The sequence below is a fragment of the Micromonospora alfalfae genome (assembly GCF_022230925.1).
Lineage (GTDB): Bacteria > Actinomycetota > Actinomycetes > Mycobacteriales > Micromonosporaceae > Micromonospora > Micromonospora alfalfae.
Genome location: NZ_JAKKFH010000011.1, coordinates 343,977 through 356,436 on the forward strand (window position 1 = coordinate 343,977; position 12,460 = coordinate 356,436).

A 12,460-nucleotide genomic window follows, 5' to 3' on the forward strand; every position below is an offset into this window, starting at 1 on the left:
CGGTGCTCGACCGGTCAGTACTCGCCGCGCCCGAAGGCCGCCAGCTCGGCGGAGTGCACGGGATTGCTGACGTACGTGGCGCCGATCGGGGCCGTCACCCGGCACCAGGCGTCGAGCCGGCCCACGTCGATGCCGGCGGCGCTCGCCAGTTCGTCGCGGCGGCGCACCATCTCCGCGCGGTCCAGACCCTCCAGCACGTAGTCCACGGCGTCGAAGCAGGGGTCACCGGCGCACGCCATCGGGTCGATCGCCACCAGGCCCCTGCCTCCGCCGTTGAGCACGTTGCCGAGGTGCAGGTCCCCGTGCAGCAGCACGGTGTCGGTGGGCACCGCGAACAGGTCGTCGCGCAGCAGCTTGGACCCGCTCAGGTCGGCGCCCCGGCGCGTCGCCGAGTTGAACAGCACGTCGATCCAGTCCGCCAGTTGACGGGGAGCGGCAGCCGGGTCGCCCGCGCCGTGCAGATCGGTGAGGAAGGCGGCGTACTCCTGCGGTGAGGGCGGCTGCGGCATCTTCTCCACGAGGGTGCCGGGGTGGATCGCTTCGAGCAGGACGGCGCCCTTGGCCGACTCCCGCACCGCCGGCACCCGTCCGCTGGAGGCGAACTGGCGCAGCATGTCCACCTCCTCCCGCACGGCGTAGCTGTCCGGGGACAGCTTGAGCACCGCGTCGCCGAGCGGGCCCACGCACCGGAACACGACTGAGGAGTTGCCGGACTTGAGCCGGTCACCGAGAGTTAACTCCCACTGCTCGACGAGGTCGTCGAGCCGCTGGCGCAGCGTGCCCACCCAGCGGTGCGCGGCCCGGCCGAACCGTGGCTCCAGTCGGTTGGCGATCGCGTCCAGGTCCAGGCTCATCCCGCTCACCCCCGCGCCGACCGCGCGCCGGCGTACGCGGCCGCGCCCGGCGCCGCGACACCACGCCTGCCGGTCAGCAGAACGCTGCCACCAGGCACCACTGGTGAATGGGAGCCGGGCGGGCCGGGGCGCCCCAACCGCGCCCGGCGGGCGACCTCGATCGCCTCGTACCGGTCAGAAACGTTCAATTTGCTGAAGATGATGGAAATATGATTGCTGACCGTTTTCGGGGACAGATTCAGCTTCGCGGCGATCGCCACGTTGCGCATACCCGAGGCAATCAATTCCAGCACCTCCCGCTCGCGGACTGTCAGCTCCGGGAAGAGCTGCTGATTGCGGGGCTCCAGGCTCAGTTGCCCGATGAGCTTGTCGGCCACCCGGGGGCCGAGGATGACCTCACCCGTCGCGAGGCCCCGGATCGCCCGGACGATGCCGTCGCCCGGGCAGCTCTTGAGCACGTAGCCCCGGGCGCCCGCCCACATGGCCGCGAGGATCGCGTGTTCGTCCTCGACCGCGGTGAAGACCAGCACCGCTGTCGAGGGCGACACCCGGTTGATCTCCTGGATCGTCACCCCCGCCTGGAACCCCGGCAGCTCGACATCGAGAACGAGCACGTCGGGACGTGTGGCGGTGGCCAGCGCCAACGCCTCCCGCGCGGACGCCGCCTCACCTGTCACGGCGACCTCAGCCGACGGCGACAGCAGGGCGTGCAGGCCCCTGCGCACCACCGGCTGAGCGTCGGCCAGGACCACCGTCACCGCGTCGGGTTGTGACTCCGCCGTGACTTCCTCCGGACACCGCCTCATGTTCCGAGTCAGTTCCGAGACCGAGCCAACGCTGACCATCTATCCACCTCACCCCGTCCGAACGGCCCGCGGTGTCTTAGTCGCGCGGGGAAACGCCGCGGTAGCGCCGACCCCGCGTCGTGATGAACATCTACTCACGGCCAACAGAACAACACAAGAAGTGATCCCGGGAACGGGCTCGGTCAGCCTTTTGACGCATCGAAAAACCGAACCAGACTTTCCGTCTTGGCCCTGACGAAGCCGTCCACAGCGGACCTCTCACGGGCGGTCGACGTGCCGCCGACCCCGGGAGTCCACGGGAGAAATTCCCGGCCGATCCGGGACGTCGTCCCGTCCGCGCTACACCTGTCGCCCTGTCCGCCGGACACCGCCGTCGCCAGGATTGACCCATGCCCTTGTCACGAGTGACGGACGTTGTCGCCGGCCTGGTACCGACCGACCCGCTCCGCAGGAAGCTGATCGCGATCCGACTGGCCGAGTCCATCGGCAAGGGAGTCTTCCTCAGCGGCAGCGTCGTCTACTTCACGCTGCGTGTCGGACTCGACGCCCGGCAGGTGGGCCTGGGCCTGTCAGCCGCCGGCCTGTCCGCCTTCCTCTCGTCGGTCCTGTTCGGTGTGATCGCCGACCGGGTGGGCGCCCGCCGCCTGCTCGTCATCCTGTTCGCCGCGCTGGCGGTCGGATTCGGGCTCTACAGCCTTGTCGACAGCGCGACCGCCTTCTTCGCGCTGGTGGTCACCGTCGGCTTCCTCGAGTACGGCACCGGCCCGACCAACGGGGCCCTCATCGGCAACCTCGTGCCCGCCGAGGAGCGGGTGAAGCTCAAGGCCATGATGCGGTCGGTGTTCAACATTGGTTTCAGCATCGGTATCGGCGTTGCGGCCGTCGCCGCCCTCAGCCAACGGCTGCTCGTGCTGATCCCCCTCACCACTGCCGCGTTGATGGCCGGCGCCGCGCTCCTCGTCACCCGCCTGCCCGACGTGCCGCCGCGTCCCGCACCGGTGGGCTTCAAGCGTTTCGCCGCAGTCCGCGACCCACGCTTCCTCGCGGTGATCGGCGTCTCGACGATCCTCGCCTCGCACGTCAGCATCATCCTGGTGACGATGCCGCTCTGGGCGCTCAACCGCACCGACCTGCCGCACTTCCTGATTCCTCTGCTGCTGATCGTCAACACCGGGTTCGTCATCCTGTTCCAGGTACGGGCCAGCCGGGGCGCGGACACCGTGCACGGCGCCGGTCGGCTCGCCCGGCGCTCCGGCTACTGGCTGGCCGGCGGCTGCGCGGTCCTGGCGGTGACCGCGCTCGACGACAACGTGGTCCTGGCGTCCGTGGCGATCGTCGCCGCCGTGCTGATCCTCTCCGTGGCCGAGGTGATGCAGGCCGCCTCCGGCTGGGGGCTCGCGTTCGGCCTCGCCCCCGAGCACGCTCAGGGCGAGTACCTGGGGGCATTCGACCTGCACGTGATCACACAGAACATCATCGGCCCGGCGGCGCTCTCCGGCCTGGTCATCGCCTTCGGTTTCTGGGGATGGCTGGGCATCGCCGTCGCCGCGCTCGTCGCATCGGCGCTGATCATTCCGGCCGCCAACCGCAGCGCTGTCATGCTGGTCCGCGAGACGGCCTCGGCCTCCACGACCTGAGAGGGTGGTTCGGGAGCCTCTGTCTGATGTGGGCTTGGCGGCTCGTTGGAGGCCCTGCTGGTGGGGTTACGCCGAGGTCGTCGGCGGGGCCAGGGCGAACAGTTGGCGCGCATCGGCGCGGTCCCGGCGTGGAATACGGCGAGGATCTGTTGGTAGGCGGGGTTGGCGACGGTCGGGTCAGCGGGTGCCGTCGTGTCGAGTGGGCCGCCCAGACTCAGGAGCGTCTTGCGGGTGATGGCGAGCTCGGCGACCTCGGTCTCGGCTGCGGTGAGCTGCTCGTCGAGGGAGGCGATCTGGGTGCGGAGCCGCTCAACGGCGTGGCCGGCGGCGGTTTCGCGTTCGGTGAGCAGGGCCAGCAGCGTCGGCTGGGTCACCGTTGGTCACGCCATAACGTGGTGGCGGTGCCGGTCAACCGACGCAGCAGGTTCGCCGTGGACGCCCACCAGGTGCGGGACACCGCCGAGGCGGGTCGGCTTTCGTACTCGCGGACCAGGCGGCGGTGCCGCATCAGCGTGCCGTTGGTCTGCTCGACCACCCACCGGCGCTTCACCGGCACGAACCTGGCGGTAGTGTCGGACCGCAGGACCTGCTCGACGTCGATACCCCGGAGGGCGCCGTGGATCTGCACGTCGTCTTTGAACCCGGCGCCGACCCACGCCTTGGTCACCGTCGGGGTGTGCGCGAGGACGTTGTCCAGCAGCCGGATGCCGATCGCGTTGTCGGTGACCGACGCCGCCGTGACCACCACCGCGATGATCAACCCGAGTGCGTCGACCGCGAGGCCCCGTTTACGGCCAGGGACCTTCTTCGCGGCGTCCTTGCCGGTCGTGGCGGCTGGAACGTGGTTGGCCGCCCAAATCGACTGGGTATCCAGCACCACCGCGGTCGGATCCTCCGGGCGGCCGGCCGTCTCCCGCATCTGGCAGCGCAGCAGATCATGGATCACCTGGTCGGTGCCGTCATCACGCCACAGCGCGAGCTGCACAGATACAACCAGCAGTGATCGTCCTTTGCCACTGGCTGTCAGCCGGAACAGTGGCACACTTCGCTCGTGAACGCGACGGTGGCAGTCGGCCGGCTCTCGGAGATCCTGGATTCTCTCGCGGCGCAGGGCTTCGACACCCGACCGCTGGTGGTCGATTCGCCGGCTTCGCCAGGCGAGGTCGATGCGGCAGAGGGCCAACTGGGGCGCAAGTGACTCCTACGACAGGGTCTGGCATCACAAGTTGCCGTTTATGGAGGTCGGCAACGGCGACTACCTAGCGCTGGACTTGGACGATGACGCGTACGGCCGAATCGTCTACCTCAGCCACGACGATGGTGAAGGCCACGGCCGGACCATGGTTACCTCCTTCGAGGACCTGCTCATCCGCTGGATCCCCCTGGCCTGTCCGGGCGCCGAAGATTGGCAGTGGCTGCCATTCTGCGCACGATCAGACGGGGCCTCGACCCCTCGTCCGCGATAGCCCGCGAATGGACTGCGCTCGTACGACTCAAGAGCGGCCCACTCGCAGTCAAGGGACCGTGAACGTCCGGAGCCGTAGGCCGTGCATCATGATCGCAGCCGCGTGGCGAGTGGCGACGCGCGTACGTGCCGACGAGCGTGCGCAAGGGGACCGGAGGGTCTTCAAGCCGGATTGTCATTGTGGGACGTGTTGAAGACTGATTGCGGTAGCCCGTAGATGCCGGTTGCAGTCACGGTGGCGTCGTCGATCGCGCTCGGGTCGACGCTCCAGCGACCGGCCATCGCCATCACATCGGACTCGGACGGCGTCGTGTCGTACCAGGCTGTCCACTCATCGTCGGACCAGTGTTCACACCCGGGCTCCATACCGCGGAGGCCGACGCCCAGCGCGATTTCGTCGGCTGTCGGGGCACCGACGAACAGAGGCACCTCGCCTCGCTCGCCATTGAAGCAGTAGGCGCGCAGCAGCTCACCGCCCAGGGCCTGAGCCCAGGCATGATAATCCGGGACCCGTTCGTTGGCGAAGAACTGTGCTTCACCCAGCTGCTGACTCAGCGCCCTGAGCCAATCGGGAAAGGACGAGTCGGTCGCGTCGAAATCCGGCGGCATATGCCGCCGGCCGTGGGCGAAGGTCCAGCCTGGCACCGGCGCGGTCACGTACACGCCGTGCTGGTAGGCCCGGTCGGTGCCGGTGGCCCAGTCGAGGACTTCCCGGTCGCGTAGACCAAGGGCATCGGCTACCTCGTCTGGGGTCCGGTTCCGGACAGCCAGCCACGACGTCTTGTAACTGAATCCGGCCACGCCCCTCATGATCCCAGGAGCCTGTTCGTAGCTGCCCAGAGGCATCCGGATCTGCCGCCTGCGGGGTGTCACATGGGGTGAGGGGCGTGTGGTGGGCACCGACGCTCGGCCTTGCAGGTAAACGGATGTCGAGGGCGCAGGCGGCACGTTCTTCCTCTGCGGTGAACGCCGCTCGATCCGTCCGGTCCTATATGCCAGCTCCGAAGGGCAGGCCGGCCTTTCGGCCATAGCCTTGCCAACGCCTCGGAGGTCATGATCGGGCTGCCGTCCTGGTGGGACTGCCTGAAGTTTTCCGGCAGCGGGGATCTGGTGACCATGGAGTCCGCTGCGAAGCACCTGGAGCGCGACGAGCTCAGAGACCAGCCGGAGCTTAGTGCTCAGCGAGTCCGACTCGCGACAGCGCTGTCGCTGGACCTGGCGACTGCCCCGTTGCTACTGGCCGGCTTGCACGGCACGGTGGCCAGTTCCACAGCTAGTTTCCTTCTCACCGTTGAAACTGGTGAGGAGTACGAGTCGCTGTCCGGGCCTTGGCTGCCGAGCCGCAATCCTTCCTGGAGTTGAGAACCCCGTCCTAGCCAACCGCCGAACGCCAAGATCAGGTGCGCTGATCTGCCACGATTCGCGCTGTCGTTTTCTGGCGGAGCCCGGGCCGCCATCGCCGGCCCGTTCATGCTGCTCGACTTCCCACCCGGCAACCAGGTCGAGCCGGACCGGCCGGTGGTCTACCGCGAGTTTCTGACCGGGGCGCTGTACCTCGACCGGGAGTCGGAGATGGCCGCGTACGAGGAGGTCTGGGCTGGCCTCGACGCGGTCGCCCTGGAACACGACCAGTCCCGCCGGTTGATCGAGAAGATCAGCGCGGAGGTCCACCTTGGAGGGGTGTCCGCATGACCGAGCGACCAGTTGCCCCTCGGCTTCACCTAAAGCGCACCGTCCCAACGCTGGCGGGAGCGCCGGCCGACCTAGCGAATCCCGATGCGGGGGGACATATCCATGAGTGAGATTGCTCCAACCGGAATTTGTAGATTCGGGGAATCCCACGACAGTGCCGGTTCACTGCGGCTTAGCAGTTAAGCAAATTGGGCGCTATTGCCGTATTTAAGTATTTGACACCGGTGGTGATCTTTAATAAAGTGACGGCATCGGTCACGGCTGGCACGGGTCAGATACTTAACTGCTGACGCCGGCCTGACTACGGAAGCCAACGGGGAGGAATTGGAATGAAACTAAGGAAGCGATTTGCAGCCGGAGTCTCGGTTGCAGCGATTGCAGTTTCCATGCTGGTCGGTCAGGCGCCGGTCTCGGCAGAGCCAATGGGTGGGCCAATAAGTGCAGCCGCCACGTGTTATGGCGGCGCTGTCTCATTCCCCACCCGGACCATGGGCGCTGCCAGCGATCGATACCTCCCTTCGGCTTCCAGCTACTACACGACAACCTCTCGTTGCACCGACATCAACATCAAGTTTGCCAACCCTGAACAGGGCAACGTGCAGGTCCGTGTTTGCTGGTTGTCAACAGGCGCTTGTAATTCTTGGAAAACTGTACTTATGGACACCGGGTGGAAAGTGATCGCCACCGATGTGCTGAATGGGACCAGGTTCCGCGTGCAGATCTACAACTACAGGGACTGGGACACCACTTTCGGCGGCCAAGTAGCATTCTAGTTGCATTTGGAGGGGCCCCAATGGGGGCCCCTCCAAATGCGCGACGATGCTTAATAGGTCGCAATTGGCCGAATCGGTGGACGGTGAGATAACGTCACTGAGCCACTTCGTCGTGATCATGGGCTCCTGAGCAGGCACTCAGCGGCGTGTCGCTGCTCCAAACAGGACGAATCTCCCGGTAGGACAGCAGTCGACCAAGACGCACTGCCCAGCACAGGAGCTTCGTTGCTGACCTAACCTGCCAGCATCCCGCTGTCCACACGCAGCCTAGCCCGCCTGACCGAGCTGATCCGCGATCGACGCCGCGCGCTCGGTGGGCGCTGGCGCAGGCTGCCCGCACAGCAGCAGGCGCTGATGGCCCTGGCCCACCTGCGCAACGGCGAACTCTCCCGCGCTGCCCCACCCGTAGGTGAACGTCGCCACCGTCGTGTCCGACGACTCGATCCGGAACCTGCCCGCCCGTCCAGGGCCAGAAGGTGCCGTCACCATACTCACTGTCACCGGAGGTCTCGTGTATCTACCGCAAAACGGCACCACGGTGACCACGCCGACTTGGGAAGCATCGACGCGATGGATCCCGTCGGCCCTCCGCAGGAGCGTGCCATCGAGGCAGCGTGGCCTCAGAAGGCGTCCACACCGGTGAGCTGAAACTCGTAACGGTCTGCCTCGCGGGCGACTGCGCGGACCACCGCCTGGAGCATCGCCGGCAGCGTCAACAGCACGACCTCTCTGGGCAGCGCGCCGGTCGCCGGAGCGGTTGTCGGGTCGGATCCCGACAAGCCTGTCGCGCATCCCCATCCCGACCCGACAACTGCACCGCCCAGCCCGATCGCCGACAGGCTCCGCCAACTCAAAGCCGTGTACCAGCAGGGGTTGATCAGCCACGGCGAGTACACCGAGCAACGCGCCCGCATCATCGGCGAACTGGGCGACGTCCCACACGCGCATTGCGCAACGATGCGCAGGGATGACGAACCTGGTTGCCGACCCCGGTAAGTGGGGGGTTTTCGGGGGGCGGTTCAAAACCTTATAGACAAACTTAAAGCCCTGACCAGCGTTTCCGCTGGTCAGGGCTTTTTCTCTGTCGGGACGGCCGGATTCGAACCGACGACCCCTTGACCCCCGGCAACCAACACGATCTCGTGAGCTGGCATGGGACGAGCGCTGAGCTGTGAACACCGTCCGACATCATCCCCGCGCGTCCGTGTGTGTCCGTCGCGGTCGTCACTCAGCTAGTCACTCAGCCCGCGCTCCCCGATCTGCAAAGCCAGGTCCCGATGCAGCACCATGAACGTCATGGATCAGGAGACTGCGCGCCAGCGGTGGCACCAGGAGCACGTGGGATCCTGGCTCCAGCTCATCGCCACTCTCGGGAGTGAGGGCTGGGAGGCGCATTTGACCTGTGCGGCAGCTCCTGTGGAGGTGGAAGGCTCTCTGCCGAACGGTGAGCTCTTCTACTTCCGCGCCCGCCACAGCGATGTGTCGCTGGGCATCGGAGGCGACGACCCCGCCGACATCCCCGAGTGGGAAGAGAGCGAATCGCACACGGATGCCAGCTGGCTACCAGCAGCCGAGGGCGAGACCATCATCAGACGGCTTGCTTTCCGCTACGCAGAGCAGAGCAATCCGACTGAGTGAGCACCGTCAGTTTGGAAGGTGCCTTTGCCTGCGGACAGATCTGGGGGTCGTCCTGGTAGCCGGGCTGCGCCCTTCCTGCCGGCGGCTTCCTCTCCCGCTGGCACAGCCTGTTGTTGCACCTTATTGACTCGTCCAGCGGGCACGCATCGGGCACGCTCCAGCCCTGATGGCATCCCTGTGCTGCTGTCGGCAGTCAGGCCATCGGGTGCTCGGTTGGGTCGTCCTCGTCCAGGAGACCGAACGCCTCCGGCGCGTCCTCGACAAACTGACGGAATGGCGGTTGGAAGCTCTCCGCCCTGGCGGCGATGGCTGCGGCTAGACGCGCGCGATCGGCAGACTCCAGCCCACCTAGGCGGGACGCCGCATCTTCGAGCTGCTGGAGGGCAACGTCCGGGTGAAGTGTCTCGTCGTCGCACAGCTCGAAAAACGCCAAGCGCTCAAGCAAGGTGTCGAGCACTGCGGTGAAGACGCGATCATCAGACACGCGCGCATGCTACGGGAGGCAGACGTTGTAGCGGAACTTAGACGGCCTCTCCCCTGACGTGCGGCGACCTGGTCGGCGCGCTGGCCACGCGCGCTTGTGGGCTCACATCGTCGATGACTCGTTGCCAACGTTTCACGCTGTCTTGTGCCCCCGGTGTGCCCCATAGTCACCCGAATCCCATTCCGGCAACCTCCATGGACGGCCAGCGCGCTCGCTCCGCCGCCCCTAGGTAGCCGTTCAGTCAAACGCTCGAACCGATCGCCGGCCTAACCGAACGGCGCTGGTGAACTGGGTCGAGCATTGGGCAGCGCATATGGAATGGTTAGAGCTAGAGACGCAAGGCCACGATCAGCGCGCATCAATTCAACAGCCTTTCTAGCAATAGCCTTATAGCTGTCGTGTGTATCAATTGGCACATCCAGCCCGTTCGATTCCTCTGAGATGGGGAGCAAAGCATCCACTTCGGCGACAAACTTCGACATAACATCGCAGCATTCACGGGCGGAATTTCGGACAGGCGTGGAGGCGAAAAGCTCCAGCTCAGCCAAGATGCCTACGGCATCCACGCCAGCCTGGTAAAGCTCATCGGTCTCTAGGGTGAATAAGTGCCCATCTCCTGCCTCTAGGATCTGTCTGATAAGAGCTGCCTTCCGACCCCAACTCCAAATCGTCTGCATAAAATGCATGTAGGTCTCTTCGCGAGACTCGCGATGCCGAAGCTCATCCTCCCGCTGCCACTGCGCCGCCCGGTCCTCCCGCTCTCGCTCCCAGCGCTCCTGGTCTCGTTTGCGCTCCAACTCCCATCGACGGTCCTCGCGGCGGGTCGTAAGCATCTGGGTCGAGATAGCGGCCCCGAGGGTGCCGATAACGCCAAGCGCGGCGACGAGGAGCACTGGCCAGATCTGGTTCATGGTGAGAGTGTCCAGCCTTGACGCAAACTCAACCTGCGCCCGACCCTGCCATCCCGATGCTCCTATGGAGGTCAAGGGGTGAGGGCGGCGAAGTCGGCGCGTAGGGCGGTGTAGACGTCGCGGACGATGTAGCGCTTGAGGCAGCGGAGGATCTCTTGCTTGCTGAGGCCTTCGGTGATGCGGCGGTGGACGTAGGCGCGTGTGCGCTGGTCGTAGCGCATGCGGCAGAGGGCGATGGTGTGTAGGGCGTGGTTGGCGCCGCGGTCGCCTCCTCGGTGGAGGCGGTGGCGGCGCACTCGTCCGGAGCTGGCGGGGATGGGTGCGGCGCCGCAGAGGTGGGCGAGGGCGGCTTCGGAGTGCAGCCGGTCGGGGTTGTCGCCGGCGGTGGTGAGCAGTTGGGCGGCGACGTCGGGGCCGACACCGAACAGGGCCATTGTGCGGGGTGCCGCCTTCGCGACGATGGGTGTTACCTGCCGGTCGAGGGCGGTGATCTCCTCGGTGAGGGTGGTGACCGGCGGGCGAGCCCGATCAGGGCTGCGGCGGTGGCGTGCGCTGGCTCGTGGAGTCTGGCCGGGTCGTAGGTCAGTGCGGCGCATCGGCTGACCAGCACGGCGGCGCTGACTCTGCTCAGGTGGGCTCGCAGGGGCTCGGGGGCGGCGGTGACCAGGCCGCGCATCTGGTTGAGGGCGGCGGTGCGGGCCTTGATCGCTCCTCGGCGGGCGACCCGCAGGGCACGGATCGCTTCGACCGGCCCGGTGCGGGTCTTCGGTGTGCCCATGGCGGTCCCGGCGAGGGTGGCTCGGGCGGCGGCGATCGCGTCGATCGGATCGGACTTGCCCTGTGCGCGGCGGCTGCGGCGGTCCGGCCGGTCTACCTCCGTGACGATGATCTTTTTGCTGGTCAGGTAGCGGGCGAGGCCGGCCCCGTAGCTGCCGGTGCCTTCCACACCAACGGCGGTTACCCGGCCGAAGGAGCGCATCCAGGCCAACAGGTCCGCGTAGCCGGTGGTGGTCGCTGGGAACTCGGCGTCGGCCAGGAGCCCGCCGGTGCTGTCGATGACGGCGGCGTGGTGGGTGTCGCGGTGGGTGTCAACACCGCCGATGAGGGATCGCTTTTGGGCTGCCATGCTGGTGAGGTCCGCCCTTCTCGGTCGAGTCGAGAACACGTGGACACGTCACCGGTCAGGCAATGCGGACAACACAGTGGTGGGCGCCTCTCGCACAGGCTCCTATCAGGTCACGACGCCTGACCGGTGACATGCAGCTGCCGGGGCCACCGGGCCAGCCGACGAATCGGGATGAGGACAGTAACCGTCGGTCTGCCGGTGAGTCAGACCAGCCCGGCGACCCACCCCACCATCCTCACTGTCTGCCGCCGACCCGCCCTCCGGGGAGCGGGCCGCCGCCCGGCCCGCCACGTCAAGACGGCCTTGACGCACGGTCGAACGCTGGCGGGTCGGGCGGCGGTCTGCTCGGCTTGCCCCGGGTCGCCGGCTGGCGGGATGGCCCGCGCAACCACCCACGGACCGTGACCCGCCGACGCAGCCCTGGCCATCCTGGAGCCGGAGCGCCCCCGCCGGAGGCGCAGTAACAGCAACCCCGCGACCGCCGCCAGCTTGCCGACGCGGCCGGCGTGCGCTCCCTACGCCGCGCGGTGCTGACCGCGCGGCCCGGCCGGCTGCCGGTCCATCACCCCTACCGTCAACGTCCCTGTCGTTCTGCGGCGGCCCCTTGGGCTTCCCGCTTCCGCCCCAGCCGCCGGGCGTGTTGCGTGGCCGGAGTCGGAGTCGGAGCGTCAGCGGAGCGACGGACGCGCGCCCAGGCGGCGGCGCGTGCGGCCCGTTCAGGGCCGCCTTGAAGACGTACAGAAACTTTGAACCACTTCGCCGGCAGTCCGGTGTCCGACTCCGGATGATGCGTTACACGCTGGTTTCAGTTGATGCGTGACACTCCGCCGAGTGTTGGTGGAGATGAGCGTGACAGAACAGCGGTATCGGGCCGTGTTGGAGGTTCAGGCTGGGCTTGCGGTGACGGAGGTGGCCGATCGGTTCGGCGTCTCCCGCCAGGCGGTGCACCGGTGGTTGCGCTGGTATGCCGAGGAGGGCTTGGACGGATTGCGGGACCGCTCGCACCGGCCCCAGGGGCACCCGGCCCAGACCTCGGCAGAGGTCGAGTCGGTTATTTGCGAGCTGCGCCGTGGC

The 12,460-nt window shown here is 67.0% G+C and carries 14 protein-coding genes and 3 pseudogenes; 9 read left to right on the top strand and 8 right to left on the bottom strand.

What is annotated here, in order from left to right; all coding sequences use genetic code 11:
* Positions 1-14: 14 nt before the first annotated feature.
* Together MED01_RS12255 and MED01_RS12260 are read right to left on the bottom strand one after the other, a co-directional pair.
* Positions 15-854 carry an aminoglycoside phosphotransferase family protein gene (locus MED01_RS12255; protein WP_238668641.1) on the bottom strand — a complete coding sequence of 280 codons (840 nt, stop codon included), beginning with the start codon at positions 852-854 and terminating at the stop codon, positions 15-17.
* 5 nt (positions 855-859) lie between these two features.
* Positions 860-1,612 (bottom strand): LuxR C-terminal-related transcriptional regulator, encoded by a 753-nt coding sequence (locus MED01_RS12260; RefSeq protein ID WP_238668642.1) that lies wholly within the window; start codon positions 1,610-1,612, stop codon positions 860-862.
* Positions 1,613-2,049: 437 nt separating this feature from the next.
* Between MED01_RS12260 and MED01_RS12265 the strand changes: the two genes are divergently transcribed.
* Positions 2,050-3,297: an MFS transporter gene (locus MED01_RS12265; protein WP_238668643.1), complete on the top strand. Its 1,248-nt coding sequence runs from the start codon at positions 2,050-2,052 to the stop codon at positions 3,295-3,297.
* 370 nt (positions 3,298-3,667) lie between these two features.
* Here the strand turns inward: MED01_RS12265 and MED01_RS12270 are convergent.
* Positions 3,668-4,273, bottom strand: a pseudogene (locus MED01_RS12270) (transposase); the annotation flags it as partial.
* Between the two features lie 75 nt (positions 4,274-4,348).
* On the opposite strand from MED01_RS12270, the gene MED01_RS12275 reads away from it, so the two are divergent.
* A complete protein-coding gene (locus tag MED01_RS12275; RefSeq protein ID WP_238668645.1) occupies positions 4,349-4,495 on the top strand; it encodes a hypothetical protein in 147 nt (48 codons plus the stop codon).
* Positions 4,464-4,763, top strand: a complete 300-nt coding sequence (locus MED01_RS36330) for an SMI1/KNR4 family protein (protein ID WP_372493649.1) — start codon at positions 4,464-4,466, stop codon at positions 4,761-4,763. Before MED01_RS12275 ends, MED01_RS36330 begins: the two co-directional genes overlap by 32 nt.
* 161 nt (positions 4,764-4,924) lie before the next feature.
* Here the strand turns inward: MED01_RS36330 and MED01_RS12280 are convergent, their stop codons facing one another.
* On the bottom strand, positions 4,925-5,563 hold the full coding sequence (locus tag MED01_RS12280; protein WP_238668646.1) for a hypothetical protein: 639 nt from the start codon (positions 5,561-5,563) through the stop codon (positions 4,925-4,927).
* Positions 5,564-5,815: 252 nt separating this feature from the next.
* On the opposite strand from MED01_RS12280, the gene MED01_RS12285 reads away from it, so the two are divergent.
* The 4 genes and pseudogenes from MED01_RS12285 to MED01_RS12300 all read left to right on the top strand — a co-directional run.
* The gene (locus tag MED01_RS12285) at positions 5,816-6,124 is read left to right on the top strand and encodes a hypothetical protein (protein ID WP_238668647.1); all 309 of its coding nucleotides are present in this window, start codon (positions 5,816-5,818) and stop codon (positions 6,122-6,124) included.
* A 63-nt stretch (positions 6,125-6,187) separates the two neighbouring features.
* On the top strand, positions 6,188-6,454 hold the full coding sequence (locus tag MED01_RS12290) for a Scr1 family TA system antitoxin-like transcriptional regulator (RefSeq protein ID WP_274525625.1): 267 nt from the start codon (positions 6,188-6,190) through the stop codon (positions 6,452-6,454).
* A gap of 329 nt (positions 6,455-6,783) precedes the next feature.
* Positions 6,784-7,227 carry a hypothetical protein gene (locus MED01_RS12295; protein WP_238668649.1) on the top strand — a complete coding sequence of 148 codons (444 nt, stop codon included), beginning with the start codon at positions 6,784-6,786 and terminating at the stop codon, positions 7,225-7,227.
* A 246-nt stretch (positions 7,228-7,473) separates the two neighbouring features.
* Positions 7,474-7,611, top strand: a pseudogene (locus MED01_RS12300) (IS5/IS1182 family transposase); the annotation flags it as partial.
* Between the two features lie 236 nt (positions 7,612-7,847).
* Here MED01_RS12300 and MED01_RS12305 read toward each other — a convergent pair.
* The gene (locus MED01_RS12305) at positions 7,848-8,006 is read right to left on the bottom strand and encodes a hypothetical protein (protein ID WP_238668650.1); all 159 of its coding nucleotides are present in this window, start codon (positions 8,004-8,006) and stop codon (positions 7,848-7,850) included.
* Positions 8,007-8,523: 517 nt separating this feature from the next.
* Between MED01_RS12305 and MED01_RS12310 the strand changes: the two genes are divergently transcribed.
* On the top strand, positions 8,524-8,865 hold the full coding sequence (locus tag MED01_RS12310; protein WP_238668651.1) for a hypothetical protein: 342 nt from the start codon (positions 8,524-8,526) through the stop codon (positions 8,863-8,865).
* Between the two features lie 193 nt (positions 8,866-9,058).
* Here the strand turns inward: MED01_RS12310 and MED01_RS12315 are convergent, their stop codons facing one another.
* The 3 genes and pseudogenes from MED01_RS12315 to MED01_RS36450 all read right to left on the bottom strand — a co-directional run bounded on the left by MED01_RS12315 (position 9,059) and on the right by MED01_RS36450 (position 11,386).
* Positions 9,059-9,349, bottom strand: a complete 291-nt coding sequence (locus tag MED01_RS12315) for a hypothetical protein (RefSeq protein ID WP_238668652.1) — start codon at positions 9,347-9,349, stop codon at positions 9,059-9,061.
* 266 nt (positions 9,350-9,615) lie between these two features.
* Entirely contained in the window at positions 9,616-10,260 is a 645-nt protein-coding gene (locus MED01_RS12320; protein ID WP_238668653.1) for a hypothetical protein, read from the bottom strand.
* A 71-nt stretch (positions 10,261-10,331) separates the two neighbouring features.
* Positions 10,332-11,386: pseudogene (locus tag MED01_RS36450) on the bottom strand (IS110 family RNA-guided transposase).
* Positions 11,387-12,229: 843 nt separating this feature from the next.
* Between MED01_RS36450 and MED01_RS12335 the strand changes: the two are divergent.
* Positions 12,230-12,460: helix-turn-helix domain-containing protein (locus MED01_RS12335; RefSeq protein WP_238668666.1), on the top strand; the 231-nt coding region annotated here is incomplete at its 3' end.